Origin of the sequence: Streptomyces sp. NBC_01618 (genome assembly GCF_045209435.1) — a bacterium.
GTDB lineage: Bacteria > Actinomycetota > Actinomycetes > Streptomycetales > Streptomycetaceae > Streptomyces.
On the sequence record NZ_CP109297.1, the window covers coordinates 4,305,683 to 4,332,123 of the forward strand.

Genomic DNA, 26,441 nt, shown 5'->3' on the forward strand with positions numbered 1-26,441 from the left:
GTGCGTAAATTCTGGGTGATCGGTGGCATCGGCGTCGGCATGGCCATGTGCTTCGTGGCTCTGCTCGTCGTCGGTACGTACTCCGCCGCTGCCGGACTCGTCAGTTCCGGCAGGAGCGGGGCCGTCGGGCTGGCGAAGGGGGCCGTGCCCGCGAAGTTCCAGCCCCTGGTGGAGAAGTGGGGCAACCTCTGCCCCGCCATCAACCCGGCCCTCCTGGCCGCCCAGCTGTACCAGGAGAGCGGGTGGAACCCCCGCGCCGAGAGTCCCGCCGCCGCTCAGGGCATCGCGCAGTTCATCCCGGGCACCTGGGCCGGACACGGGATCGACGGGGACGGAGACGGGGACCGGGACGTATGGGACCCGGCCGACGCGATTCCGTCCGCCGCCTCGTACGACTGCGAACTGGCCGGGTACGTGAAGAAGGTGCCGGGGGATCAGACGGACAACATGCTGGCCGCGTACAACGCCGGTGCGTACAGGGTGATCCGGGCGGGCGGGGTGCCGGACATCGCGGAGACGCAGAACTACGTCACCATCATCCGGTCCCTGGAGAAGAGTTTCGCCCGGCCCGTCGGACGGGTGCAGCCCTCGGAGCAGGCGGCGGGGGCGATCTACTTCGCGCAGAAGAAGCTCGGTACGAAGTACCTGTGGGGCGGCAACGGCACGGCCGAGCAGGGCGGACGGTTCGACTGCTCGGGGCTGACCCAGGCCGCGTACCGCACCGTGGACATCGAACTGCCCCGGGTGGCGAACGACCAGTACAACGCCGGGCCGCACCCCTCGCGCGACGAACTGCTCCCCGGCGACCTGGTGTTCTTTTCGGACGATCTGAACAACTCGCGGGCCATCCGCCACGTGGGGCTGTACGTCGGTGGCGGGTACATGATCAACGCGCCGTACACCGGGGCCGTGATCCGGTTCGACAAGATCGACACGCCCGACTATTTCGGCGCCACGCGGGTGACCAAGGACGGGGCCGCGGCCCTTCCCACCGCCCGACCGGCGGCATGACGCAGGGGCGGCGGTGGCCGGAACTCTCTGTGAAGCCTGGGCCCTGAGCTGCGACGATGAGTCACTCTTCGATAACGTCATGGTGATCATTCGGCGGAGGGTGGAACGCACACACGGAGCGCGTCGTTCCCTGGGTGGACGGGATCGACCGGGAAAGCGGTGCTCTGACCACGCGGCGCCGACCGGGAAGCCCTCAAGGGCGGAGCGCCCGCGCAGTACCGATCCACGCAGTACAGGTCCACGCAGTACAGGTCCACGCAGTACAGATCTACGTAGTGATCGAACCGACACGGGGGTTCGTCAAAGCGGTGCACATGGGCGTGCCCCGCGGCAGCAGACAAGGCAAGGGGCCGCAGCAGATGGCTGGACTCGCACTGGATGGGTCGAACCCCGATGTCAGCCTGCTCTACGACATCAACGGGCTCGCGAAGTCCGCTCCCACTTGGTTCGACCGGGTCATGGAGTTCGTCGGTGAGTACGGGATCATGCTCGGGATGGTCCTGGTGGTCTTGTGGTGCTGGTGGAGCGTGCGCCGGCGCGGCACGGCCGAAGATTCGGTGACGGCGGTTTCCGGGATCGTCTGGGCACCACTCGCCGCCGGGATCGCGCTGCTCATCAACATCCCGATCCGTGGCTTCGTACAGCGACCGCGCCCGTTCCGGGATCACCAGGGGCTGGACGTCCTGGTGGCGGGGAAGAACGACTTCTCCTTCGTGAGCGACCACGCCACGATGGCGATGGCCCTGGCCGTCGGGCTCTTCGTGGCCAACCGGAAGTTCGGCATCGCGGCGATCGCCCTCGCTCTGCTGGAAGGGTTCTGCCGGATCTACATGGGCGTTCATTACCCGACCGACGTCATCGGCGGATTCGCGCTCGGCACCGCGGCCGCCCTGCTGCTCGCCCCGTTGGCGATGATGCTGCTGACCCCGCTGATGGGTGCCGTCTCCCGTTCGGACCGGTTCGGGTGGCTCGTACGGTCGCGTCGGTCGGCGCCGTCGGCGGCGCTCGACGGACGGACCGGCGCCGTCGGGATTCCGGAGCCGCGGCCGGGCACGGGCGGCGGGGACGGCGAGAAGGACCTGGCCGCGTAGGCGTCGGAAGCGTTCGGGAGACGCGCGGGCAGGGCGTCCACGGTGAGGGTCTTGCCGTCGGCCGTGACGACGGTGGCCGCGGTGAGGCTGTCGCAGGTCAGGCCGTACGCGCGGGACGCGACGCCGTGACGGGCGGTCGGATGGGCCGCGTCCTGGGGGCGTAAGAGGGTGCCGTCGAGACTCCTGGCCAGCGCGGACCAGTTCGCAGGGTCGGACGGCGCGGGCTGCGGGGGAACCGGCGAGGGCGGTGCTGCGGGAGTCGGGTCCGCGGTGCCCGTGGCGCCCGGGGGGTTGCTGCCGGAGTCGGAACCCGAGCCGGACGTGCCGCTGCAAGCGGTCGCGGTGGCGCCGGTGAGGGCTCCCGCGGCCCCCGCGAGGAGCAGGGTGCGCCGGTCGGGCAGGGGAAGCGGGTCCATCGGACCTCCGGGTCGGGCGCTCATGGGCGGTCGGTGGGGGACACCTGGAGAAGACGGATCGGAGTGGGAGAGGTACGGGCGGCGCCGGGGGGGAAGCGATCACGGAAAGGCGTCAGGGCGCGGCGCGGTGTTCTGCGGCGTCCGTGCGGGCCCGGTCCCGGGAGCGGCGGGCCGGCCCGGACCAGCCGCAACTGCAGCGGGCGGTGCAGAACGAGCCGCGTTCCACGGTCGTCGGATCGTGCCCGGCGGGCGCGGTGGTGGGGGGAGCCTGCGGGGCCTCTTCGATGTGTTGGACGTACACCCGTCCACGGTACTGGGCACGGCCACCCGGCGGTGTGGCGTACGGGAGCGGCGTGACGGGGGACACGGGCTGTCGTTATGCGGAACGGATGGGGGCCCGGGCAAGCGGTACGTCGTTGGGGGTTGGCAGGCGATGGTGGTGCAGCAGCACAGGTCCGGAGGTGGGGCGCGCGCTGTCTGCGCCCTTGCCGTGGTGGGCGTGATGGCGGCGACCGCCGGATGCGGTGGCGGCGGTGGCGGCGGCGACCGTGCCATGGCCGACGAGCGGGGCGGGGCCGACTCGCTCGACGCGGTCCACCGTGCTGCCGCGGTGCTCGCGGGGACGGTGACCGGTACCGGAACGGCGACGGTGACCGGCTCCGCCCACGGTGCCGGCGCCGGTGCCGGGGACCGGGTCGTCGCCGGAAGCGCCGAGGTGCGTACGTCGATGGAGACCGCGGCGGGCGGGACTCGGGTGACGATCAGGGGCCGGGGGACGTACGACTTCCGGCACCGGACGGGCCGGCTCACGGTCGTGCTGCCCAAGGACGCCACGGGTGAGGACGAGCACCGCCCCATCATCGAGCTGCTGGCCCCCGGCGCGCTCTACATGATGAACCGCGGCGCCGGAGTGCCGGCGGACAAGTGGGTCAGGGTCGACACGACGACCCTGGAGGACGGCAACCTTGTCACCGGCGGTGTGACCGATCCGATGGCCGCCGCCGAACTGCTGCTGGGGGCGCGGCAGGTGACGTATGTGGAGAGGACCGAGCTCGCCGGGGTGACCGTGCGGCACTACCGGGGCGTTTCGGACATCGGGCGGGCGGCGCGTGAGGTCTCGCCGGAATCGCGCGGGGCGCTGGCCGCAGCGGCGAAGGGTTTCCGTACGCACACCGTGCCGTTCGACGCGTATCTCGACGAACAGGGGCGACTGCGCAAGGTGCGCCTCCGCTTCAGCTTCGCCAACGAGGGGCCGGCGGTGGAGGTCGTGTCGACGACGCTGCTGTACGGATTCGGAGTGCCGGTCACCGTACGGCTGCCGGACGACAGCGACATCTACACCGGGAAGATCCAGCAGAGATAGAAGCTCGGGAGACAGGAGGACGGGGCGCGGGGAGTGGGGCGTGGGGCGTGGGCGGAGCGGCGTAGGCAGGGCGGTGTAGGCAGGGCGGCGGGCGGGAAATGGTCCGTCCGTGCCATGCGCGGTGTGTGGTCCGCTCCCTACGCTAGGAAGCCGGAGACATCAGCGAGAGGTGAGTGACGCGGTGATGCTCGGCACGCGGACCGTATCCGACCATGTGGCCCTTGCCGAGATCGAGCTCTGCGGTGAGCTGATGATCGCCGCTTCGGCCGCGCACGGGGAACGGCTCAGCGCGGACCGTATCGACGAGGTGCTGAACGTCCGGGTGATCGCGGAACGGGCCACCGTCCCCCGGCAGGCCGACCACCGGGGGTGAGGACGGGGTGGGCGCGACCCCCGCATCAGGTGCGGAGCAGGCGGGCGATGGCCTTCGTGGCTTCCTCGACCTTCGCGTCGATCTCAGCGCCGCCCTTGACCGCCGCGTCGGCGACGCAGTGCCGCAGGTGCTCCTCCAGCAGCTGGAGGGCGAAGGACTGGAGCGCCTTCGTGGACGCCGAGACCTGCGTGAGTATGTCGATGCAGTAGACGTCCTCGTCGACCATGCGCTGCAGACCGCGGATCTGGCCCTCGATCCGGCGCAGCCGCTTGAGGTGCTCGGCCTTCTGGTGGTGATAGCCGTGGACACCCCGGTCGTGGTCGGTGACGATCGGTTCCGCGGCGGAATCCGTCGCCGCGGTGGCGGCGGTGGTCCCGGCGGCCTCGGTGGTGGTCATTTCTGCCTCCCGTTGTCCCTTTACCCTGGCGTTTATATACCCCTGGTGGGTATATCCTAACGAATTCTGCCGAACCGTGACCGGGGGCCCGTGCTGATCACTGTGCCCGATGCGCGACACTGAAGAACGCCGGTTAGCCGTGGCCGGATGATGCACCTAGCATCAGCCTGACCGAATCCAAAGCACCCCGAGGACCCCACGTGCGCTTTCGTCTGACCCCCAGGGAGACGAGCTTCTACGACATGTTCTCCGCGTCCGCGGACAACATCGTCACGGGCTCGAAACTCCTGATGGAACTGCTCGGGGCGGATTCTGCCTCCCGAGTCGAGATCGCGGAGCGCATGCGGGCAGCGGAGCACGCGGGGGACGATGCCACCCACGCGATCTTCCACCAGCTGAACTCCTCTTTCATTACGCCCTTCGACCGCGAGGACATTTACAACCTCGCTTCTTCGCTCGACGACATCATGGACTTCATGGAGGAGGCCGTCGACCTGGTCGTGCTGTATCAGGTCGAGGAACTCCCCAGGGGCGTCGCGCAGCAGGTCGAGGTGCTGGCCCGGGCGGCCGAGCTGACCGCCGAGGCGATGCCCGGTCTGCGCACGATGGACAATCTCACCGAGTACTGGATCGAGGTCAACCGGCTGGAGAACCAGGCCGACCAGATCCACCGCAAACTGCTCGCCCACCTCTTCAACGGCAAGTACGACGCCATAGAGGTGCTGAAGCTCAAGCAGATCGTGGACGTACTGGAAGAGGCGGCCGACGCTTTCGAGCACGTCGCCAACACGGTGGAGACCATCGCGGTCAAGGAGTCCTGAACCACGTGGACACCTTTGCGCTGATCGTGACCATCGGTGTCGCGCTCGGCTTCACCTATACGAACGGCTTCCACGACTCGGCGAACGCCATCGCCACGTCCGTCTCCACCCGTGCGCTCACACCGCGTGCGGCGCTGGCGATGGCCGCGGTGATGAACCTGGCCGGTGCGTTCCTCGGCAGCGGTGTCGCCAAGACCGTGAGCGAGGGTCTGATCGCGACCCCCGAGGGCCACAAGGGGATGGGGATCCTCTTCGCCGCGCTCGTCGGCGCGATCATCTGGAACCTTGTCACCTGGTACTTCGGGCTGCCCTCCTCGTCCTCGCACGCCCTGTTCGGCGGCATGGTCGGTGCGGCGCTGGCCGGCGGGACGATGGTGCACTGGGACGGGGTGCTCGACAAGGTCGTCATCCCGATGTTCGTCTCGCCGGTCGTCGGCCTCGTCGTCGGCTATCTCGTGATGGTCGCGATCATGTGGATATTCCGGAAGGCCAATCCGCACAAGGCCAAGCGCGGCTTCCGGATCGCCCAGACGGTCTCGGCCGCGGGCATGGCGCTCGGCCATGGTCTGCAGGACGCGCAGAAGACGATGGGCGTCGTCGTGATGGCCCTGGTCATCGCCGATATCGAAAGCCCGAGCGACCCGATTCCGGTCTGGGTGAAGCTCGTCTGCGCGCTGATGCTCTCGCTGGGTACGTACGCGGGCGGCTGGCGCATCATGCGGACGCTCGGCCGGAAGATCATCGAGCTGGACCCGCCGCAGGGGTTCGCCGCGGAGACGACGGGGGCGTCGATCATGTTCGGCTCGGCGTTCATGTTCCACGCGCCGATCTCCACGACGCATGTGATCACCTCGGCGATCATGGGCGCGGGCGCCACGAAGCGGGTGAACGCCGTGCGGTGGGGCGTTGCCAAGAACATCATCCTGGGGTGGTTCATCACGATGCCGGCCGCGGCGCTGGTCGCCGCCGCGAGTTACGGGGTCGTGGTGCTGCTCTTCGGGTGACGGGGCGGTGGGGTCACCGGGGGCACCCGGTGGTCGCTCTGTCCATGAGCGAGCTTGATCCAGTGGTACGAAACGGGGCCGCCCCCACTCCCTCTGCGGGAGTGGGGGCGGCCCCTTCGCCTTGCGGTGGCACCGCCATGCAGCACCCCAAGGCCATCCTGGGGGTTTATCCGAAGCGGCCCGAGATGTAGTCCTCGGTGGCCTGGACGGACGGGTTGGAGAAGATACGTTCCGTATCGTCGATCTCCACGAGCTTGCCGGGCCTGCCGACCGCCGCGAGGTTGAAGAACGCCGTGCGGTCCGAGACGCGGGCCGCCTGCTGCATGTTGTGCGTCACGATGACGATCGTGAAGCGCTCCTTCAGCTCGCCGATCAGGTCCTCGATGGCGAGGGTGGAGATCGGGTCCAGGGCGGAGCACGGCTCGTCCATCAGCAGCACGTCGGGCTCGACGGCGATCGCGCGGGCGATGCACAGGCGCTGCTGCTGGCCGCCGGAGAGACCGGAGCCGGGCTTGTTCAGCCGGTCCTTGACCTCGTTCCAGAGGTTGGCGCCGCGCAGGGACTTCTCGACGATGTCCGACAGCTGGTTCTTCTTGTACGAGCCGTTCAGCTTGAGGCCCGCCGCGACGTTGTCGAAGATCGACATGGTCGGGAACGGGTTCGGGCGCTGGAAGACCATGCCGACCGTGCGGCGCACGGTGACGGGGTCGACGTTCGGCCCGTACAGGTTCTCGTCGTCCAGCAGCACCTTGCCCTCGACGCGGCCGCCGGGGGTGACCTCGTGCATGCGGTTCAGGGTGCGCAGGAAGGTGGACTTGCCGCAGCCGGACGGGCCGATGAAGGCGGTCACGGAGCGGGGCTCCACGGTCATCGAGATGTCCTCGATGGCGAGGTGGGAGCCGTAGTAGGCGGACAGGCCGCTGACGTCGATGCGCTTGGCCATCTGAATCACTGCTTCTTTCGTGCCGCGGTCAGCGGCCGGTCTTCGGGGCCTTCCAGCGGGCGATGCCGCGGGCCACCAGATTGAGGATCATGACGAAGGTGATCAGGACCAGAGCGGCGGCCCAGGCACGGTCGTACGACTGATCGGTGCCGACCTTGTACTGCTCCCAGATGTAGAAGGGGAGCGAGGACTGTGCGCCTTCGAAGGGGTTGGCGTTGATCAACTGGCTGCCGAAGACCAGCAGCATGATCGGCGCCGTCTCACCGGCGATGCGGGCGATCGCGAGCATCACACCGGTGGTGATGCCGCCGATCGCGGTCGGCAGGACCACCTTCAGGATGGTGCGCCACTTCGGGATGCCGAGCGCGAGCGATGCCTCGCGGAGCTCGTTCGGGACGAGCTTGAGCATCTCCTCGGTGGAGCGGACCACGACCGGGAGCATCAGGATCGTGAGCGCCAGCGCGCCCATCAGACCCGACGGGTCGGTCTTCGTCATCAGCATGATCGAGAGGATGAAGAGACCGGCGACGATGGACGGGATGCCCGTCATGACGTCGACGAAGAAGGTCACGGTCTTCGCCAGGGCACCCTTGCCGTACTCCACCAGGTAGACGGCGGTCAGCATGCCGATGGGGGCGGAGATCAGGGTGGCGATGCCGACCTGCTCCAGCGTGCCGATCAGTGCGTGATAGACACCGCCGGTCGGCTCGGAGCCGAGCACGCCGGCCATCGAGTGGGTCAGGAAGTACCCGTCCAGGCGCGCCGCGCCCCGGCTGATCGTCGTCCACAGGAGCGAGGCGAGCGGCACGACGGCCAGCAGGAAGCACACCCACACGATGCTGGTGGCGAGCCGGTCCTTGGCCTGGCGCTGGTTCTCGACGACCGTCGTCGTGACGTACGAGATGACGACGAAGAGCAGGGCGGAGATCAGCCCCCACTGGGTGTGGCTGCGCCAGCCCGCCGCCGCGCCGATGCCCACGCCCAGCGCGAGCGCGACGGCCGCGAAGCCGAACGGGGCCCAGCGGGGAAGGGTGCGGCTGCTGAGGCTCGTCCCGCGTGCGGGCGCCGTCGGGGTGGGGCGTTCCTGGATGCCGGTGTTGGCTGCCTGGCTCATGCGTTGGCCCCCGAGTACTCCTTGCGGCGGGCGATGATGAGCCGGGCCGCGCCGTTGACCAGCAGGGTGAGGACGAAGAGGACGAGGCCGGAGGCGATCAGGGCGTCCCGCCCGAACTGGTCGGCCTCGTCGAACTTCGCGGCGATGTTCTGGGCGAACGTTCCGCCGCCCGGATTGAGCAGATGCCCGGAGATGACGAAGCTCGGCGACAGAACCGTGGCGACGGCCATCGTCTCGCCGAGCGCCCGGCCCAGGCCCAGCATCGACGCGGAGATCACGCCGGAGCGGCCGAAGGGGAGCACCGAGAGGCGGATGACCTCCCAGCGGGTGGCACCGAGGGCGAGGGCGGCCTCCTCGTTCGTCTTCGGGACCTGGAGGAAGACTTCGCGGCTGACGCTGGTCACGATCGGCAGGATCATGATCGCGAGCAGGATGCCGACGGTGAAGAGCGAGCGGGCGACGCCGACCTCGGTCTTCTCGAAGAGGTACGTCCAGCCGAAGAACTGGTCGAGCCAGAGGTTCAGGCCCTCCAGGTACGGGACGAGGAAGAGGGCGCCCCAGATGCCGTACACGATGCTCGGCACTGCGGCGAGCAGATCGACGACGTACGCGAGGGGCGCGGCCAGCTTGCGCGGCGCGTAGTGCGAGATGAACAGCGCGATGCCGACAGCGACCGGGACGGCGATGGCCATCGCGATGATCGAGCTGACGACCGTGCCGAAGAGGAGGACCGCGATGCCGAAGACCGGCGGGTCACCGGCCGGGTTCCAGTCGAACGTGGTGAAGAAGTTGCCCTGGTCCTTGGAGATGGCGAGCGCGGCGCGGTAGGTGAGGAACACGGCGATCGACGCCATGATCACGAGCAGCAGAATGCCCGAGCCCCTGGAGAGGCCCAGGAAGACCTTGTCGCCTGCGCGCCCGGTCCTGGGCCTGGCGCGCTTGCGCGCCATCGGCGGCGCCGGTGGCGTGTCTATCGGTGTGGTGGAAGCCATGGTCTTTCCGGTCTGTGTGGAGGAGCGGCGTGGCTCCCCTGGCGGCGGTGCACCGGATGGGTGGTTGCGGGCCGGCCCGGAGGGGTGCGCCGGACCGGCCCGCTGGGTGACGCGGATGTTGCTGGTGTTGCTTGTGGTGGTGACGGTGGTGCTTACGTGCTTACGTGCTTCGGGCTGCGTGCCCCCCGGCCACGCGACCCGGTCGGGCGACCCGGTCAGGAGAGGGAGGCGATGGTCTCGCGGACCTTGCTGTTGATCTCGGTCGGGATCGGCGCGTAACCGGCCTCGGTGAGGAGCTTCTGGCCCTCGTCACTGGCGGTGTAGTTCAGGAAGGACTTGACCGTGGGCAGGGTCTCGGCCTTGTTGCCCGTGTCGCAGACGACCTCGTAGGTCACCAGGACGATCGGGTAGGCGCCCTCGGCCTTGGTGGTGTAGTCGAGGTCGAGCGCCAGGTCCTTGCCGGTGCCCTTGATCTTGGCGGCGGCGATGGCCTTGGAGGCGTTCTCCGGGGTGGCCTTCACCGGGGTGGAGCCACCGGTGTTGATGTCGACGGTGGGGATCGACTGCGAGGTGGCGTAGCTGAGCTCGAAGTAGCCGATCGCGCCGTCGACCTGCTTCACCTGGGCGGCGACACCGGAGGAGCCGGACGCGGCCTGGCCACCGGGGGCCGGCCACTTCTTCTCGGCCTCGTACTTCCAGTCCTTCGGGGCGGCGGCGCCCAGGTACTTGCCGAGGTTCTGGGTGGTGCCGGAGTCCTCGGAACGGTGGAAGGGCTGGATGGCCTTGTCCGGAAGCTTCACGCCGCTGTTGAGCTTGGCGATCGCCGGGTCGTTCCACTTCTTGATCTTGGTGTCGAAGATCTTGGCGAGGGTGGGGGCGTCCAGCGTGAGGCTGTCGACGCCTTCCAGGTGGAAGCCGATGGCGATCGGGCCGCCGACCATCGGGAGGTCGATGCCCTGGCCGCCCTTGCAGATCTTCTTCGAGTCGGCGACCTCTTCGGGCTTCAGCGCCGAGTCGGAACCGGCGAAGCCGACCGTGCCCTGGTTGAAGGCGATGATGCCCTCACCGGAGGAGGACGACTTGTAGTTGATCTCGACGCCCGAGCAGCCGGCCATGTAGTTCTTGGCCCAGAGGTCCATGGCGTTCTTCTGCGCGCTGGAGCCGGAGGCGAGCAGCTGGCCCTTGGCGTCGTCGCACTTGATGTCCGACGCGGCGCTCGTCTTGCCGCCGTTGCCGCCGGTGGTCCCGTTGCCGCTGTTGTTGTCCGAACCGCACGCCGTGAGGACCAGGGCGCCGGAGACGGCGAGGGCACCGAGCGCGGTGGCACGAAGCCGGTTCTTGCGCTGAAGCTTCACTTTCGGGTGTTCCTTCCAGGAGCCGCCGAGGTGTCTTCGTTCTACGACGGCGTGCGTTGGGATGGGTGCTTCGGCATTGGCGCCGCGCACCGTGCACTGGCGAAGTTAGACAGAACAGGTGAAGCGGTTTACGGGGGTGGGTGAACGGAAGGTGAACCGTGCTGGGCGGTGTGGTTCTGCCGCGCGGGTTCGGGGCCCGGGTCCGGGGCGACGGTTCGGGGCGAGGGTTTTGTCCTCAGGCGCCGGACGGGCTCGACGGGGTGGTCGGCAGAGTGGTGAGCCAGGCGTCCAGCACGTCCCGGTCGTGGGGCCGGGTGAGGAGGGTCCGGGCCGCCGCCGGGGAGAGCCAGCTCACCCGGTCGACCTCCGCGTTCGGTACGAAGGCGCCGCCGGTCGCCTCGGCCGCCCAGTAGGCGACCTCCTTGGGGCGCCCGTTCACCATGTACCGGATCGTGGGGAGCGCGGCGCCGGGCGCGCAGTGGTGGCCGGTCTCCTCCAGCACCTCGCGCCGGGCGCAGTCCAGCGCGGACTCGCCGCGCTTCAGCTTGCCCTTCGGATGCGACCAGTCGTCGTAACGGGGCCGGTGGACCAGGCAGACCTCCGGCTCGCCGGAGTGCGCGGCCCGGCGCCACAGCACGCACCCCGCGGCGAGCACGGGACCCGGGGCGGGCCTGGGACCCGGGGCGGGCCCGGGACCCGGGACAGGGTCGCCGTTCATGGCGCGGCCACCACCGCGTTCGCGTACGGCCAGCTCTCCCGGAACCCGTTGCGCGCCGCCTCCACCGCGTGCCGCTGATCGGCGTGGAGCACCCCCAGGGCGTACGCGGTCGCGGGCGCGATCCGGGGCGTGCGGGCCGCCGACGCCGCCGCCGCGGCCGCCTCCGACGCGTCCCGGTGCAGATCGAGGGCGTGCCCCGGCGCGGCCAGGACCGGATCGGGGGCGCCCCGCACCACCTCGTGGGCGTACCGGTGCAGGCGCAGGAGCAGCCGGGTCCGGTGCCAGGGCGCGTCGTGCGCCTCGTTGTACGGCTCGACCGCCTCGTCCGACGCAAGCGCGGCCACCGCGCCGAGCAGCTGTTGTTCGGCCCGGTCGGCGGGGCCGCGCAGCATCTCCTCGGCCGGAGCCGTGGCCGCCGCCGCGAGCGGGACCTCGGAGGCGAGCAGCGCGACCGCGTCGGCCACCGCGTGGAAGCGGGAGGAGCCGAGCGCCTGGAGCGCCGCCGAGTGGGCGCGGGTCCGGGCGAGGGTCAGCTGCCGCTCCAGCAGCGCGCCGGCCCGGGCCGCGCCGACGCCGAGGACGGCGCGCTCCTTGTCACCGGCGGAGTCGGCGCCGGACCTCGATGCCGGGCGGGCGGCGGGCAGTGAGGTGCCGGACAGGTTGTGCAGCGCTTCGAGGAGCCGGTTCAGCCGGGTCGCGTAGGCGTGCTCGCGGGCCAGGGTGCCCGAGAGCCAGGCCAGTTCGGTGCGGAGCTGCTCGGCCCAGGCCGTGTCCAGGGCCGTCCGGAAGGTGTGCAGCGTGCCGCTGATCCGGCGGGACGAGCGGCGCAGCGCACCGGCGGCCTCCTCGGCGGCGTGGCTCCCGGCATCCGTGGGGGCGCTGTTCTCGCGGTGCAGGCGCAGGCTGCGCAGGAATTCGGCGGCCTGTTCCTGAAGGTAGGGCGCGAGCACCGCCCCTGCCGTAAGGTCCGCCTGCGTCGTCTGGTGGTCATGGCGTCGCACGCCGGCGCCTCCGGGCGTCAATGAGCATTTCCTGTACGTTCCGCAGCGGTTGGCCGTCCGCGTCCGTGGCGTGCCGGGTCCAGTTCCCGTCGGGGCCCAGGTGCCAGGAGGAGGTGGTGTCGGCCATGCCGGTCTCCAGGAGACGGCTGAGCGCGGCGCGATGGGCGGGGTCGGTGACCCGGACCAGTGCTTCGATCCGGCGGTCGAGGTTGCGGTGCATCATGTCGGCGCTGCCGAACCACACTTCGGGCTCGCCGCCGTTGCCGAACACGAAGACCCGCGAGTGTTCGAGGAAGCGGCCCAGTATCGAGCGGACCCGGACGTTCTCGGAGAGGCCCGCGACGCCGGGGCGGATCGCGCAGATGCCGCGTACCCAGATGTCCACCGGCACGCCCGCCATCGCGGCCCGGTAGCAGGCGTCGATGATCGCCTCGTCGACCATCGAGTTGACCTTGATGCGGACGTAGGCGGCCCGCCCGGCCCGCTGGTGCGTGACCTCCTTGTCGATCCGGGCGATCAGCCCGTCGCGCAGGGACTTCGGGGCGACCAGGAGGCGGCGGTAGGTCTCGCGGCGGGAGTAGCCGGAGAGCCGGTTGAAGAGGTCGGAGAGGTCCGCGCCGACCTGCGGGTCGGCGGTCAGCAGGCCGAGGTCCTCGTACAGCCGGGCCGTCTTGGGGTGGTAGTTGCCGGTGCCGACGTGCGAGTAGCGGCGCAGCGTGTCGCCCTCCTGGCGGACGACGAGCGAGAGCTTGCAGTGGGTCTTGAGGCCGACGAGGCCGTAGACCACATGGCAGCCGGACTCCTCCAGCTTGCGCGCCCACTTGATGTTGGCCTGCTCGTCGAAGCGCGCCTTGATCTCGACGAGTACGAGGACCTGCTTGCCGGATTCGGCGGCGTCGACCAGCGCTTCCACTATCGGGGATTCGCCCGAAGTCCGGTACAGGGTCTGCTTGATGGCGAGAACGTCGGGGTCGGCGGCGGCCTGCTCCAGGAACGCCTGCACGGAGGTGGAGAACGAGTCGTACGGGTGGTGCAGGAGTACGTCGCGTTCGCGCAGCGCGGCGAAGATGTCGGGCGCGGCGGCGGATTCGACCTCGGCGAGATCGCGGTGGGTGCCCGCGATGAACTTGGGGTACTTCAGCTCGGGCCGGTCCAGGGACGCTATGCCGAAGAGCCCGGTGAGGTCGAGCGGTCCGGGCAGCGGGTAGACCTCGGCGTCGGACACCTTGAGCTCGCGCACCAGCAGGTCCAGCACGTACGGGTCGATGGACTCCTCGACCTCCAGGCGGACCGGCGGGCCGAAGCGGCGCCGCATGAGTTCCTTCTCCAGGGCCTGGAGGAGGTTCTCGGCGTCGTCCTCCTCGACCTCCAGGTCCTCGTTCCTGGTGACCCGGAACGTGTGGTGGGCGAGGACCTCCATGCCCGGGAAGAGCTCTTCGAGGTGGGCGGCGATGACGTCCTCTATGGGCACGTACCGCTGCGGCGACGCCTCCAGGAAGCGGGTCAGCAGCGGCGGCACCTTGACCCGGGCGAAGTGGCGGTGGCCGCTGACCGGGTTGCGTACGACGACGGCGAGGTTGAGCGAGAGGCCCGAGATGTACGGGAAGGGGTGCGCCGGGTCGACGGCGAGGGGGGTCAGCACGGGGAAGACGCGCTGCCGGAAGAAGGTGAACAGGCGGGCCTGCTCCTTCTCGGTCAGTTCGGGCCAGCGGATCAGCTGGATGCCCTCGTCGGACAGGGCGGCGGCGACGTCCTGCTGGTAGCAGGCGGCGTGCCGGGCCATGAGCTCGCGCGAGCGGGTCCAGATCAGGTCGAGGACTTCGCGGGGCTGGAGCCCGGAGGCGGAGCGGGTGGCGACCCCGGTGGCGATACGGCGCTTCAGCCCGGCCACCCGGACCATGAAGAACTCGTCCAGGTTGGAGGCGAAGATGGCGAGGAAATTAGCCCGTTCGAGGAGGGGGGTCGCCGGGTCCTCGGCCAGTTCGAGCACTCGTTCGTTGAATGCGAGCCAACTGCGTTCCCGGTCCAGGAAGCGGCCGTGCGGCAGTTCGTCGCCGTTGACGTCGGGTTCGTACGCGTCGACGTCGGCGTCGATGTCGGGATCGAGGTCGGCCCGGGTCGACAGCGCGGCGCCGTTGGACGCCGCCGCGGCGGCGGCGACGGCGTGCGGCCGGTGCGCCGCGAGCGAGCCGACGGACGGCTGCACGGGGGGCTGGGCCGGGACCTCGGAGCTGGGCTGCTGGCTCATGGCCCCATTCTTCCGCGTCAGGGGCTCCGAGGGCGCGCCGAAGCGTACGGAGATCGCGGGAAACGCGCGGCCCGTGGGGTCGGCACGGTTGCCACGGTGCTTGTCGTCTCCACCGGGATCTCTCCCGTTGCGGGGGGCCGGCACGGCTGGCTGCATCCTGAGAGGGTCGCAAGCCCTTCTGAATGGCCGGTAACGGCGACATGACGTGCAGGAAGCGGTGTGCGGGTGCGCGGACGGGTCGTAGGGGCCGGGTCCGGGCCCCCGGCGGGGGCCCGGACCCGGCCTGCTGGTTCAGCCGTGCCGGCGGCGCAGTACCCGGAAGGCGACGGCGACGGCGAGGGCGGCCAGGACGAGCAGGATGCCGGTCTCGACGAGCTGGAGGGGCCAGAAGTGCGAGGCGGGGTGGTAGTCGAAGTAGCGGAGGTCGATGTTCTTTTCGGTCAGGCACTGCTTGAAGCCGGGGGACCACTCCAGGCACGCGCTGTGGGGCAGCCGTCGGCCGGACTGGGTCAGCCAGCCCGTCCCGGCGTTGATCGCCCCGTCGGGGAACCGGTAGTCGCTCCCCTGCTTGAACGTGTCTGTCAGGGTCGGCCACAGGTTGTTGCGCACGGAGTTGAAGGCCGCCACCAGGGCGCCGTAACCGGCCACCGTCACGACCATCGCTGTGACCGTGCGTCGCAGCAGCAGCCCGGCGAGTGCGCCGATGGCCAGCATGCACAGGGCGTAGCCGACGGGGACGGTGCCCATCGAGCCGTAGACCTGCCGTTCGTACCAGTCGCCTGTCGGGTAGTGCGTCCCGGCTGTTCGCGACCTGGCCCAGGCGGAGACGGCGGACAGCACAAAGACCCCTGCCAGGGCCAGTACGCCGGGCACGGCGAGCTTGGCGGCGAGCCAGCGCGCGGGCGACACCGACTGGGACCAGGACAGCTTGTACGTACCGCTCTCCAGCTCCCGGCCGATCAGCGGACCCGCGACGAACATGCCGATGAAGGCCGGCAGGATCATCATCACCAGGTTCGCGTAATCGACGGCGCGGCTGAAGAGGAGTTCGGTGTCGAGGAAGTGCCGGACGGTGTCACCGCACCCCCGGACCGTGTTCTCCGCCGAGCAGCCGCTGCCCGCGAACGTGTCGGAGGCGGACGCCATCCACAGGTAGGCGGCGACCACGGCGGCGATCCCCGCGAGCGTGAGGACGCCGACGGTCCACAGCGTCCAACGGTGCTGACGAATGACGACCCGTTCCGGGCCGCGCAAGGCGATCGTGCTCATACGGCCGCCACCTCCAGGCCGGCCTCGGCGCTCGGCGTCAGCAGGGCGGGCGCCTGCGGCGAGCGCAGATGTGCCAGCAGCAGCTCCTCCAGCGAAGGTTCCGCGGCCTCCCAGACGGCGGTGTCCACCGGGCCCTCCCGCCGTACCAGCGCAGTCTGCAGACGCCCCGCCGTGCGGGACTCGACGACGGTGTGCGGCGCGGTGTCCCGTACGGGACCGGTGAGCAGGGCGTGCGCGGCGAGCAGGGCGTCCGTCTCGCCGCCCAGGCGGACCAGGCCGCCGTCGACGAGCAGGAGGTAGTCGCAGGCGCCCTCCAGCTCGGTGAGGATGTGCGAGGACATCACGATCGTCGTGGAGTGCTCGGCGGCCTCGGCCATCAGCGCGCCCATCAGCTGGTGGCGGGCGAGCGGGTCGAGATCGGCCATCGGCTCGTCAAGCAGGAGCAGTTCGGGCCGCTTGCCGAGGGCGAGGGCCAGCGCGAGCCGGGTGCGCTGGCCGCCCGAGAGGGTGCGGACCGAGGCGTCGCGCGGGAGCTCCCCGGCGATGCGTTCGGCCGTGTCCTGGTCCCAGACGCCCGGGTTCAGTTCGGCGCCCGCCCAGAGGGTCGCGGCGACCGTCAACTGCGGGTACAGCGGTTTGTCCTGGGCCACGAAGGCCATCCGGGCCCGCGCCCCGCCGGGCGCCGCGCCCAGCACCCGTACCGTTCCCTCCGCCGGCCGCAGGAAGCCCGCCGCGAGGGCGAGCAGGGTGGACTTGCCGGCACCGTTGGGGCCGACGAGAGCGCACACGCGCCCGGCGGGCAGCCGGAACGAACAGTCGCGCAGCGCCCAGCTCCCGCCTCTGTTCCGGTACTTCATGCCGAGGCCGACGGCCTCGATCGCAGCGCCTGTCATCCGGCCTGATTCCCCTCGAAGGTCTTGTCCAGTACGGCGGTGAAGAGCGCGCCCACGTCGTCCTTCTCCAGCCCGGCCGCGCGGGCCCGGCGGGCCCAGTCGGCGAGCTCGGCGCGCAGCGGCGCGTCGTCGACGGCCGCCGCGCCGCCGAGGGTCCGCGTGACGAAGGTGCCGAGCCCGCGCCGGGCCTCGACGAGGCCCTCGCGCTCCAGCTCGCGGTAGGCCTTGAGCACGGTGTTCGGGTTGATGGCGGTGGCCTCGACGACCTCGCGTGCGGTGGGCAGCCGGTCGCCGGGCTCCAGCAGGCCCAGGCGGAGGGCCTGTTTGGTCTGCTGGACGATCTGGAGGTACGTGGCGACGCCGCTGCGCCGGTCGATGCGGTACTCGACCGCGGCTGACTCTGCCATGCTCACCCCTCTTTCACTAATTAAGTAGTGAAAGACTGTCCCAAAGCAGGGGCGGCGTCAAGAGACGCCGCCCCTGGTGGGAGTCGTGGCCGCTCAGGACTCCGTGCGGTACATAAGGTCCACCTCGTGCGTCGCGAAGCCCATCCGCTCGTAGACGGCCAGCGCGGCCTTGTTGTCCGCGTCGACGTAGAGCATCGCGGTCGGCAGCCCCTCGGCGGCCAGGTGGCGCAGCCCGATCGCGGTGAGCGCCTTGCCGAGGCCGCCGCCCTGCGCGTCGGGCCGGATGCCGACGACGTACACCTCGCCGAGCTGTTCCTCGGCGTGCACCTTCGTCCAGTGGAAGCCGATCAGCTCGCCGTCGCGCTCGGCCAGGAAGAACCCCTTCGGGTCGAACCACGGCTCCGCCTTGCGGTCGTCCAGGTCGCGCTGGGTCAGCGAGCCCTGCTCGGGGTGGTGGGCGAAGGCGGCCCGGTTCACGGCGAGCCAGGCGGCGTCGTCCTCGCCGGGCACGAAAGTGCGGACGGTGACGCCGGGCGGCAGGACCGGCTCCGCGATGTCCGGCGGGGTCAACGGGCGGCGCAGCTGGCGCAGTTCGCGGAAGAGGGAGAGGCCGAGGACCTGCGAGAGGTGCCGGGCCGCGGCCTTCCCGCCGTGCGCCCACACCCGCAGTCGCTTCCCGGTCAGGGCGAGCAGCGCCGCCCCCAGCGCCCGCCCGTGCCCCTGCCCGCGGTACGCCGGATGCACGACCAGCTCGGCGGCCGGCGCCTCGACGGGGTCGGTGTCCTCCAGCTGCGCGTATCCCACAAGGGTGGGCCCACTGGTGAGCAGCAGATGCCGCACCCCCTCGCGCCGCCCGCCCCGCAACTGCAACCGCCCCTGCTCGGACACGGCCTGCCTGCCGTCGGACCGGGCCGCCTCGGCCAGCAGCCCGGACACGGCCTCGGCCTGCTCGGGGGAGAGGACGTCGAGCGTCTGGATCTCACGTCCGGGGGCGGGGAGAGGTACGTCAGTCGTCATGTGTACGAGCGTACGGGGGTGGGGCGGGGGGTGGGGGCGTTGTGGGGGTGGCTGATTGTCGAACGGCCCGCTGGGCTATTGCGCAGCGGGCCGCTGCGCAAATTGTTCGGGCCGCACACGCTTCCGGCAGCCGTGCGTGCCGTGATCTTTCTGCCCGCATATGTGAGCCGTACGAGCGATTGGCGGCAGTTGGCCCCGATTCCGACCGCATGGCAACCAGTTCGTAACCCCGGACACCTGTCGCGCTACGCGCGTTGACCCTAGGCTGCGGCACGAAGTCTCCAGACTCGCCCTCACCCTCAAACCGCAGAAATCACAAGGGGACCGATGTCAGCGACACCGCAGAAGAACCGCGCATCCCGGCGGGTGCTCGCCGCCGCGGCCGGGCTCGCCACCGTCGGCGCGCTCGTCGCCGCGATGCCGGCCGGCGCCCAGGACGCCCAGGGCAACGAGCAGCACAAGCCGGCCAACACCGTCGACGTCCAGCTGCTGTCCTTCAACGACCTGCACGGGAACCTGGAGCCGCCGGCCAGCTCCGCGGGCACGATCCCGGCCGGTGGCGTCGAGTACCTTGCGTCCTCGCTGCGCACCGCGCGCAAGGGGCACCCGTACTCGATCACCGCGGCCGGTGGCGACATGGTGGGCGCGAGCCCGCTGCTGTCCGGTCTCTTCCACGACGAGCCGACCATCGAGGCGCTCAACAAGATCGACCTCGATGTGACGACCGTCGGCAACCACGAGTTCGACGAGGGCGCCACCGAGCTGGCCCGTCTGCAGAACGGCGGCTGCCACCCGGTCGAGGGGTGCTACGAGACGGGCAAGACGTTCCAGGGCGCCGACTTCCCGTACCTCGCCGCCAACGTGACGGACGAGAAGACCGGCAAGCCGATCCTCAAGCCGTACACGGTCTGGAAGAAGAACGGCGTCAAGATCGGCTTCATCGGGGTGACCCTGGAGGGCACGCCGAACATCGTCACGGCCAACGGTGTCAAGGGCCTGAAGTTCCACGACGAGATCGAGACGGTCAACAAGTACGCCAAGGAGCTCGACCAGCAGGGCGTGAAGTCCATCGTCGCGCTCATCCACGAGGGCGGGGCACCGGCCTCCAACTCGTACAACTACGACTGCGACACCTCCGGCGCCGGTGACGGCATCTCCGGGCCGATCGTCGACATCGCCGAGGGGATCTCGCCCAAGGTCGACGCGCTGGTCACGGGCCACACCCACCAGGCGTACGTCTGCACGATCCCGGACCCGGCGGGCAACCCGCGCTTGGTCACCTCGGCGTCGTCGTTCGGCAAGGTCTACACCGACACGACCCTCACCTACGACCGCCGCACCCAGGACATCGTGCGTACGTCGGTGAAGTCGGCCGCGGCCTCGAACCCGAAGGCAGCGAACCACATCGTCAGCCGGGACCAGGACAGGGCCAGGGACATGACGGACCTGATCGCGCGCTGGAACACCCTCGCGGCGCCCATCGCGAACAGGCCGCAGGGCTACATCACCGCCGACATCGAAGGCCGCAGCTCCAAGGCCCCCGAGAAGCCGCTCGGCAACCTGATCGCGGACGCCCAGCTGGAGGGCCTGGCCCCGGCGGACAAGGGCGGGGCGGTCGTCGCCTTCATGAACCCGGGCGGCATCCGGGCGGACCTGGTCTACAAGGCGACCGGCAGCGAGGGCGACGGGGTGGTGACGTACGGGGAGTCCTTCACCGTGCAGCCCTTCACCAACATGATGAACGTCGTCGACCTGACCGGCGCCCAGCTGATCACCGCACTCCAGCAGCAGGTCAGCGGCTCCAACGAGGCCAGTCCGAAGATCCTCCAGATCTCCAAGGGCCTCACCTACACCCTCGACATGACGAAGACGGGCGCTGCCCGCGTGGTCACCGACACCATCAAGCTGAACGGTGCGGCGATCGACCCGGCGAAGACCTACCGCGTCGCGATGAACGAGTTCCTGGCGGGCGGCGGCGACGGCTTCGCGGCGCTCGGCGCGGGCACCAACAAGCTGGTCGGCGCGTCCGACCTGGACCTCTTCAACGCCTACCTGGCGGCCCACTCGACGGCCGCCGCGCCGCTGGCCCCGCCGGCGACGGACCGGATCACGGTCATCCAGTGACTCCCGTAGTTGCGTGACTCCCGTACGCGGGTGAAGTGGGGCGGTGGGCCGGCGGGCCCACCGCCCCACTGCGTGTGACGGGGCTCGGGGGCTTTCGGGCCGGACAACCACGGCGTCGGCGTCGCCCCAGGCCTCTATGAGCGCGTCGCCTCGTAGTCGGGGAGAGCGGCCGGGCTGGTCCGGGTTGCCGGGCGCATGGACAGGACCAGTACGGCCAGCCCGGCGAAAATGACCGCGGCGATGACGCCGGTGACGTGCAGACCGGCGGTGAACGCCTCCCGCGCGGTGTGCAGCAGCTCCGTACCCTGGCCGGCGGGCAGGTGCCGGCCGGCGGCGATCGCGCCGGCCAGCGAGTCGGACGTCCCGTCCATCCGGTTGCGGTAGACCACTGCGGCCACCACGCCGAGCAGCGCGAGGCCGAGCGAACCGCCGAAGTAGTTGCCGGTCTCCGACATCGACGCCGCCGAACCGGCGCGCTCGGGCGGTACGGACCCGACGACCAGCCCGGTGCCCAGCGCGAATAGTGGACCGGTGCCCAGCGCCAGTACGGCGATGCCGGTCATCACCAGCGGCAGGGAGCCCGGACCGTCGACGCCGACCAGCAGCAGGCTGCCCAGTGCCGACCCCACCAGTCCGCCGGCGATCGCGGTGGTCTGCTTCATCCGCCGGGCCAGCGCCGGCGCCGTCATGGTGCCGACCGCCACGCCCAGGCCCATCGGTGCGAACAGCACCGCCGACGCGACCGGCGAGAAGCCCAGCACGCCCTGCAGGTACTGGGTCACCAGCAGGCCCGTACCGGCCATGGCGATGCCGGCGAAGACCAGCGCGACGAGTACGGCCGTGAACGGACGGTTGCGCAACAGCCGCAGGTCCAGCAGCGGCGTCCGAAGCCGCAGTTGCCGGCGTACGAAGAGGAATCCGATGGCCGCGCCGACGACGAGGGCCACCGCCGGCACGGTCCGCACGCTCTCGACGGTCAGCTGCTTGATGCCGTAGACCACCAGAAGCACCGCCACGAGCGACAGCCCGACACTGGCCGGGTCCAGCCGGCCGGCCCGGTCGCTGCGGAACTCCGGCAGCAGGACCGGCCCGGCCAGCAGCAGCAACACCATCGCCGGCACGGCGACCAGGAACACCGATCCCCACCAGAAGTACTGGAGCAGGAATCCGGCGAGTACGGGCCCGAGCGCGCCGCCGGTGAACTGGCAGGTCGCCCAGATCGCGATGGCCTTCCCGCGCTGTCGTTCGTCGCGGAACATGTTGGTGATCAGGGCAAGGGTGGACGGCGCCATGGTCGCGCCGGCGACGCCCAGCAGCGCACGCGCGACGATCAGCATCAGCGGGCCGACCGCGAAGGCGGCCACGACAGAGAACACCGCGAACGCCGCTGCGCCGATCATCAGCAGCCGTCGGCGGCCGATCCGGTCGCCGAGCGTACCCATCGTGATGACCAGGCCGGCCACCATGAATCCGTAGCTGTCACTGATCCACAGCTGCTGGACGTTGGTGGCACCCAGGTCGGCGCTCAGCCGTGGGAGCGCGAGAAGCAACGCCGTCACGTCGATCGCGACGAGCAAGGTCGGCAGCATGAGGACGACCAGTCCCAGCCATGCCCGGTTGACTCGCATATCCGAAAACTCCCTGTTCTCTCGACGGTTCGCCGGTTGGTCGGAGCGGCGAACCGTTTCTTGACATCGGTACGGACGGACATCTGCCGCGCCTGCCACGGCGGGGTGTCACCGGAAAGGACGGCCTGCGGTCCAGGGCGGCGCGACGCCGAAGGACTCGTGCGAAAGTTTCTGGCGGGGGATGTCAAGACGGCGGTGGCGGCTCCGACCAACCGGTCGAAGGGCCCGCCCCGGGGCTCGCGAACCACGAGGAGTACGAGATGCAGTTCCTGATCAGCCTGCATATCAACCCGGCCGTGCTGGACGCGCTGACCGACGAGGAGAAGGCGGCGATCGGCGACGGCCACGGCAGGTTCATCGAGGCGCTGAAGACGTCCGGCGAGCTGATCACCACGCAGGCGCTGGTCGACCCGTCACAGGCCGCCGTGGTGTCCGTACGAGGCGGCCAGCCGGTGGTGACCGACGGCCCCTTCCTGGAGGCCAAGGAGTACCTGGGCGGTTTCTACCTGATCGACTGCGAGAACAAGGAGCGGGCGATCGAGCTGGCAGCGCAGATCCCGGACACCGCGATCGAGGGCCTGGGTGTCGAGGTGCGGCAGGTGATGTTCGCCGACGGACAATTGGAGGCATGACCGAACCAGTTGTCGAGGACCTGCTGCGTGAGCTCACGCCGCAGGTCCTCGGTACGTTGGTACGCCGCAACGGCCGGTTCGAAGGGTGTGAGGACGCCGTGCAGGAGGCCGTCCTCGCCGCCACCGTGCAGTGGCCGGCCGAGGGAGTGCCGGACAACCCGCGCGGCTGGCTGGTGACTGTCGCGTCCCGGCGGCTCATCGACCAGATGCGCAGCGACCACGCGCGCCGCGAGCGGGAGTCGGCGACGGCCGCCGAGGTGGTGCCCGAGGACGTACCGGACACCGACGACACGCTCGTCCTGCTGTTCCTGTGCTGCCATCCGACGTTGACCGCGGCCTCCCAGACCGCCCTGACGCTGCGGGCGGTCGGCGGCCTGACCACTGCCGAGATCGCCCGCGCGTTCCTGGTGCCCAAGGCCACGATGGCGGCCAGGATCAGCCGGGCCAAGCAGCGCATCAAGGCCGCGGGCAGCGCGTTCACCCTGCCGGACGGCGCGGAGCGCGAGGAGCGGCTGCGGGTCGTCCTGCACGTGCTCTACCTGATCTTCAACGAGGGCTACACCGCCTCCTCGGGCAGCGAGCTGTACCGCGCCGACCTCGCGCACGAGGCGATCCGGCTGGCCCGGATGGTGCACGCCCAGCTGCCCGAGGACAGCGAGGTGACCGGGCTGCTCGCGCTGATGCTGCTGACCCACGCCCGCCGTCAGGCACGTACGACGGCGGCCGGCGACCTGGTGCCGCTGGACGAGCAGGACCGTACGAAGTGGGACCGCGAGCTGATCGACAAGGGGCTGGAGCTGGTCAAGGAATCGCTGGCCGGACCGATGCTGGGGCCTTACCAGCTGCAGGCCGCCATCGCCGCCACGCACGCCGACGCGGCCACGGCCGAGGCGACCAACTGGCCGCAGGTGCACGCCCTTTACCTGGTCCTGGAACGGATCGCGCCCAACCCGATGGTCACCCTCAACCGGGCGATCGCGCTCGCCGAGACCGAGGGCCCGGCGGCCGGGCTGGCCCTGCTGTCCACCCTGGACAGTGACGGGCGGCTGGCCGGGCACCACCGGCTGCTGTCCGTACGGGCGCATCTGCTGGAGAAGACCGGCGACCCGGCCGGGGCGTACGAGTACTACCGGCGCGCCGCGAAGTCCACCGCCAGCATCGCCGAGCAGCGTTACCTGGAGTCCCGGGCGAGCCGGGTGGCACGCCTCGCATGACGCCTTCGCGGGCGATGCGACTCACAGCCCCGGCGGCGGCTGCGGTGCCCCCGGCAGCCTGATCGACGCCTCGGTGCCGTCCCCCTCCGCCGCCGGGCGCAGGGTCACTTCGCCGCCCGACTGCTGGACCGTGCGGGCGACGATCGACAGGCCGAGGCCCGAGCCGGGGAGCTGACGGGCGGACGGGGAGCGCCAGAAGCGTTCGAAGACGTGGGGGAGTTCCTCGGCGGGGATGCCGGGCCCGTGGTCCCGTACGGTCAGTTCGCCGTTCCGCAGCGCGATCTCGATCGTGCCGCGGGGCGGGCTGAACTTGACCGCGTTGTCCAGGACGTTGACCACCGCCCGCTCCAGCGCCGCCGGTTCGGCCCGTACGTACCAGGGGGCCAGATCGGCCCTGATCGTCAGCTCGGGGCCGCGCAGACGGGCGCGTTCCAGGGCCGTGTCCGCGATGTCGTGGAGGGCGACGACCTGGAGCGGGCCGGGGTTTGCCGCGTCGGGGCGGGCCAGTTCCTGGAGGTCGCCGATGAGCGAGGCCAGCTCGGTCATCTGAGCCTTGACCGACTTCATCAGGGCCCTGCGGTCGTCCGGCGGGATGGCCCGGCCGGTGTCGTCGCTGCGGGCGAGGAGTTCGATGTTGGTGCGGAGCGAGGTCAGCGGCGTCCGCAGTTCGTGGCCGGCGTCCGTGATCAGCTGGGCCTGACGGTCGCGGGAACTGGCGAGGGAGGCGGTCATCGAGTTGAACGACCGGGACAGCCGGGCGATCTCGTCCTCGCCCTCGACGGGGATGCGTACGGTGAGGTCCTCGGTACGGGCGACGTGCTCGACCGCCTCGGTGAGTTCGTCGACGGGACGCAGCCCGGTGCGCGCGACCCAGAGACCGGCCGCGCCGGCGCCGATCACGCCGACGCCGGAGACGACCAGGAGGACCCAGGCGAGGGTGGAGAGCGGGTCGTCGACCTCGCTCATCGGGCGGGCGATGGAGACGGCGAAGTTTCCCTGCAGCAGGCCCGGAACCTGGCTGCGGGGCTCGTACGCGTAGGTGTAGACGCGCATTTCCTTGCCGTTCTTGGCCCTGGCCGAGTGCAGGGTGCTGTCGCGCAGCTGGGCGGCCACGGCGATGTCGGCGGCGGTCACTCCGATCGGTGACGTCTTGGCGGCGCTGCACGTGCTCCCGGACACGGTGACGAGCTGCACGGTGTACGTTCCCTGGAGTTGCGGTACGGCCGCCTGATCGGGGCGCGTACAGGCGACGAACAGGGCCCGCACGTAGTCGTCGCTGACCTGGACATTGCGCAGCGAGTTGTCCATCTGCTGCTCCAGCTGGGCCTTCGTCACGAACCAGCAGGCCGCCGCGACCGCCGCCACCGCGACCGCCACCGCCGTCGCCACCAGCAGCGCGAGCCGGGTCCGCAGGGGCAGGGCGCGGAGCCGGTGCAGAGTGCCGGTCATCCGTCACCGCCGCCGGAGCGGAGCGCGTAACCGACCCCCCGCACCGTGTGCACGAGCCGCGGTTCGCCGCCCGCTTCCGTCTTGCGGCGCAGGTACATCACGTACACGTCCAGGGAGTTGGAGCTCGGCTCGAAGTCGAAGCCCCACACCGCCTTGAGGATCTGCTCGCGGGTCAGTACCTGCCGCGGGTGTGCCAGGAACATCTCCAGCAGGGTGAATTCGGTACGGGTCAGCTCGACCCGGCGGGTGCCCCGGGTGACCTCGCGGGTGGCCAGGTCCATCCGGAGGTCGGCGAAGGCCAGCACATTGTCGTCGGGGACGGAGCCGCCCGCCGTGGCCGCGTACGAGCTGCGGCGCAGCAGGGCCCGGATGCGGGCGAAGAGCTCGTCCAGCTCGAAGGGCTTGACCAGGTAGTCGTCGGCCCCGGCGTCGAGTCCGGTGACCCGGTCGCCGACGGTGTCGCGGGCGGTGAGCATCAGGATGGGGGTGGTGGTGCCCGCGGAGCGGAGCCGGCGGGCCGCCGTCAGGCCGTCCATCCGGGGCATCTGGATGTCGAGGACGATGAGGTCGGGCGCGTACGCGTCGGCTCTGGCGAGGGCGTCGAGGCCGTCGACGGCGACCTCGGTGCCGTATCCCTCGAACGCGAGGCTGCGTTGCAGGGCCTCACGCACGGCGGGCTCGTCGTCGACGATCAGGATGCGGTGCGGATCGTCTTCGGCGGGGCTCATCGCTCGTTTTCCTCTTCTCGTTCCGTGCGGACCGGGCTGCTTTCAGCCTCGCACGGCCGCGGCACGTCGTCGCGCGGCCCGGCGTTTGCGGGCCGTGGTGGTACGGACCTCCGGGACGCGGGGCGGCTCGGAGGTCCTGCGGCCGGCCAGTTCCGCGACGAGGGCGAGCGGCAGGGCCAGGTCGGCCGGTCCGGCGGGGATCCGGGTGGGATTGTGCATGTCTGTCTCGTCTC

General features: G+C 70.4%; 26 protein-coding genes and 1 pseudogene. 9 read left to right on the forward strand and 18 right to left on the reverse strand.

The window, feature by feature from the left end; all coding sequences use genetic code 11:
• Positions 1 to 45: 45 nt before the first annotated feature.
• On the forward strand, positions 46 to 1,011 hold the full coding sequence (locus tag OH735_RS20095; protein WP_406386651.1) for an NlpC/P60 family protein: 966 nt from the start codon (positions 46 to 48) through the stop codon (positions 1,009 to 1,011).
• A 359-nt stretch (positions 1,012 to 1,370) separates the two neighbouring features.
• Positions 1,371 to 2,102, forward strand: coding sequence for a phosphatase PAP2 family protein (locus OH735_RS20100; protein ID WP_406382887.1), 732 nt, complete (start codon positions 1,371 to 1,373; stop codon positions 2,100 to 2,102).
• A gap of 32 nt (positions 2,103 to 2,134) precedes the next feature.
• Here the strand turns inward: OH735_RS20100 and OH735_RS20105 are convergent.
• Both OH735_RS20105 and OH735_RS20110 read right to left on the reverse strand, forming a co-directional pair.
• Positions 2,135 to 2,518: pseudogene (locus tag OH735_RS20105) on the reverse strand (hypothetical protein); the annotation flags it as partial.
• Positions 2,519 to 2,630: 112 nt separating this feature from the next.
• Positions 2,631 to 2,819 (reverse strand): hypothetical protein, encoded by a 189-nt coding sequence (locus OH735_RS20110; protein ID WP_406382888.1) that lies wholly within the window; start codon positions 2,817 to 2,819, stop codon positions 2,631 to 2,633.
• Positions 2,820 to 2,951: 132 nt separating this feature from the next.
• On the opposite strand from OH735_RS20110, the gene OH735_RS20115 reads away from it, so the two are divergent.
• Together OH735_RS20115 and OH735_RS20120 are read left to right on the forward strand one after the other, a co-directional pair.
• Positions 2,952 to 3,881 carry a hypothetical protein gene (locus tag OH735_RS20115; protein ID WP_406382889.1) on the forward strand — a complete coding sequence of 310 codons (930 nt, stop codon included), beginning with the start codon at positions 2,952 to 2,954 and terminating at the stop codon, positions 3,879 to 3,881.
• A gap of 184 nt (positions 3,882 to 4,065) precedes the next feature.
• Positions 4,066 to 4,254 (forward strand): hypothetical protein, encoded by a 189-nt coding sequence (locus tag OH735_RS20120; RefSeq protein ID WP_266752334.1) that lies wholly within the window; start codon positions 4,066 to 4,068, stop codon positions 4,252 to 4,254.
• Between the two features lie 25 nt (positions 4,255 to 4,279).
• Here OH735_RS20120 and OH735_RS20125 read toward each other — a convergent pair whose 3' ends face one another.
• A complete protein-coding gene (locus OH735_RS20125) occupies positions 4,280 to 4,651 on the reverse strand; it encodes a metal-sensitive transcriptional regulator (RefSeq protein WP_406382890.1) in 372 nt (123 codons plus the stop codon).
• Between the two features lie 200 nt (positions 4,652 to 4,851).
• On the opposite strand from OH735_RS20125, the gene OH735_RS20130 reads away from it, so the two are divergent.
• Complete coding sequence (locus tag OH735_RS20130) at positions 4,852 to 5,472, forward strand: DUF47 domain-containing protein (protein WP_406382891.1); 621 nt, start codon at positions 4,852 to 4,854, stop codon at positions 5,470 to 5,472.
• Between the two features lie 5 nt (positions 5,473 to 5,477).
• The gene (locus tag OH735_RS20135; protein ID WP_406382892.1) at positions 5,478 to 6,476 is read left to right on the forward strand and encodes an anion permease; all 999 of its coding nucleotides are present in this window, start codon (positions 5,478 to 5,480) and stop codon (positions 6,474 to 6,476) included.
• 166 nt (positions 6,477 to 6,642) lie between these two features.
• On the opposite strand, the gene pstB is transcribed toward OH735_RS20135, so the two are convergent.
• The 11 genes from pstB to mshD form a co-directional block, all read right to left on the reverse strand.
• Positions 6,643 to 7,419, reverse strand: coding sequence for a phosphate ABC transporter ATP-binding protein PstB (gene pstB, locus OH735_RS20140; protein ID WP_406382893.1), 777 nt, complete (start codon positions 7,417 to 7,419; stop codon positions 6,643 to 6,645).
• Between the two features lie 28 nt (positions 7,420 to 7,447).
• Positions 7,448 to 8,533: a phosphate ABC transporter permease PstA gene (pstA, locus tag OH735_RS20145; protein WP_406382894.1), complete on the reverse strand. Its 1,086-nt coding sequence runs from the start codon at positions 8,531 to 8,533 to the stop codon at positions 7,448 to 7,450.
• Entirely contained in the window at positions 8,530 to 9,525 is a 996-nt protein-coding gene (gene pstC / locus OH735_RS20150; protein ID WP_406382895.1) for a phosphate ABC transporter permease subunit PstC, read from the reverse strand. The genes pstA and pstC overlap by 4 nt, the downstream gene beginning before the upstream one ends.
• 215 nt (positions 9,526 to 9,740) lie before the next feature.
• Positions 9,741 to 10,880, reverse strand: coding sequence for a phosphate ABC transporter substrate-binding protein PstS (gene pstS, locus OH735_RS20155; protein WP_406382896.1), 1,140 nt, complete (start codon positions 10,878 to 10,880; stop codon positions 9,741 to 9,743).
• 235 nt (positions 10,881 to 11,115) lie between these two features.
• On the reverse strand, positions 11,116 to 11,598 hold the full coding sequence (locus OH735_RS20160) for an NUDIX hydrolase (RefSeq protein WP_406382897.1): 483 nt from the start codon (positions 11,596 to 11,598) through the stop codon (positions 11,116 to 11,118).
• Positions 11,595 to 12,599 carry a CHAD domain-containing protein gene (locus tag OH735_RS20165; protein ID WP_406382898.1) on the reverse strand — a complete coding sequence of 335 codons (1,005 nt, stop codon included), beginning with the start codon at positions 12,597 to 12,599 and terminating at the stop codon, positions 11,595 to 11,597. Before OH735_RS20165 ends, OH735_RS20160 begins: the two co-directional genes overlap by 4 nt.
• A complete protein-coding gene (locus OH735_RS20170; protein WP_406382899.1) occupies positions 12,586 to 14,847 on the reverse strand; it encodes an RNA degradosome polyphosphate kinase in 2,262 nt (753 codons plus the stop codon). Before OH735_RS20170 ends, OH735_RS20165 begins: the two co-directional genes overlap by 14 nt.
• 291 nt (positions 14,848 to 15,138) lie before the next feature.
• Positions 15,139 to 16,116, reverse strand: a complete 978-nt coding sequence (locus OH735_RS20175) for an ABC transporter permease subunit (RefSeq protein ID WP_406382901.1) — start codon at positions 16,114 to 16,116, stop codon at positions 15,139 to 15,141.
• Positions 16,113 to 17,009 (reverse strand): ABC transporter ATP-binding protein, encoded by an 897-nt coding sequence (locus tag OH735_RS20180; RefSeq protein WP_406382902.1) that lies wholly within the window; start codon positions 17,007 to 17,009, stop codon positions 16,113 to 16,115. The genes OH735_RS20175 and OH735_RS20180 overlap by 4 nt, the downstream gene beginning before the upstream one ends.
• Positions 17,006 to 17,416 (reverse strand): GntR family transcriptional regulator, encoded by a 411-nt coding sequence (locus OH735_RS20185; RefSeq protein ID WP_406382903.1) that lies wholly within the window; start codon positions 17,414 to 17,416, stop codon positions 17,006 to 17,008. Before OH735_RS20185 ends, OH735_RS20180 begins: the two co-directional genes overlap by 4 nt.
• A 93-nt stretch (positions 17,417 to 17,509) precedes the next feature.
• Positions 17,510 to 18,433: a mycothiol synthase gene (gene mshD / locus OH735_RS20190; protein ID WP_406382904.1), complete on the reverse strand. Its 924-nt coding sequence runs from the start codon at positions 18,431 to 18,433 to the stop codon at positions 17,510 to 17,512.
• Between the two features lie 327 nt (positions 18,434 to 18,760).
• Between mshD and OH735_RS20195 the strand changes: the two genes are divergently transcribed.
• On the forward strand, positions 18,761 to 20,557 hold the full coding sequence (locus OH735_RS20195) for a bifunctional metallophosphatase/5'-nucleotidase (RefSeq protein WP_406382905.1): 1,797 nt from the start codon (positions 18,761 to 18,763) through the stop codon (positions 20,555 to 20,557).
• Between the two features lie 134 nt (positions 20,558 to 20,691).
• Here the strand turns inward: OH735_RS20195 and OH735_RS20200 are convergent, their stop codons facing one another.
• Positions 20,692 to 22,185 (reverse strand): MFS transporter, encoded by a 1,494-nt coding sequence (locus OH735_RS20200; RefSeq protein WP_406382906.1) that lies wholly within the window; start codon positions 22,183 to 22,185, stop codon positions 20,692 to 20,694.
• 260 nt (positions 22,186 to 22,445) lie between these two features.
• Between OH735_RS20200 and OH735_RS20205 the strand changes: the two genes are divergently transcribed.
• Complete coding sequence (locus tag OH735_RS20205; protein ID WP_406382907.1) at positions 22,446 to 22,817, forward strand: YciI family protein; 372 nt, start codon at positions 22,446 to 22,448, stop codon at positions 22,815 to 22,817.
• On the forward strand, positions 22,814 to 24,031 hold the full coding sequence (locus tag OH735_RS20210) for an RNA polymerase sigma factor (RefSeq protein WP_406382908.1): 1,218 nt from the start codon (positions 22,814 to 22,816) through the stop codon (positions 24,029 to 24,031). The genes OH735_RS20205 and OH735_RS20210 overlap by 4 nt, the downstream gene beginning before the upstream one ends.
• Before the next feature lie 21 nt (positions 24,032 to 24,052).
• On the opposite strand, the gene OH735_RS20215 is transcribed toward OH735_RS20210, so the two are convergent.
• The 3 genes from OH735_RS20215 to OH735_RS20225 are packed head-to-tail and all read right to left on the reverse strand — an operon-like array spanning position 24,053 to position 26,427.
• Complete coding sequence (locus OH735_RS20215) at positions 24,053 to 25,480, reverse strand: sensor histidine kinase (protein ID WP_406382909.1); 1,428 nt, start codon at positions 25,478 to 25,480, stop codon at positions 24,053 to 24,055.
• Positions 25,477 to 26,208, reverse strand: a complete 732-nt coding sequence (locus OH735_RS20220; protein ID WP_406382910.1) for a response regulator transcription factor — start codon at positions 26,206 to 26,208, stop codon at positions 25,477 to 25,479. Before OH735_RS20220 ends, OH735_RS20215 begins: the two co-directional genes overlap by 4 nt.
• 42 nt (positions 26,209 to 26,250) lie before the next feature.
• The gene (locus OH735_RS20225) at positions 26,251 to 26,427 is read right to left on the reverse strand and encodes a hypothetical protein (RefSeq protein WP_406382911.1); all 177 of its coding nucleotides are present in this window, start codon (positions 26,425 to 26,427) and stop codon (positions 26,251 to 26,253) included.
• Positions 26,428 to 26,441 lie beyond the last annotated feature (14 nt).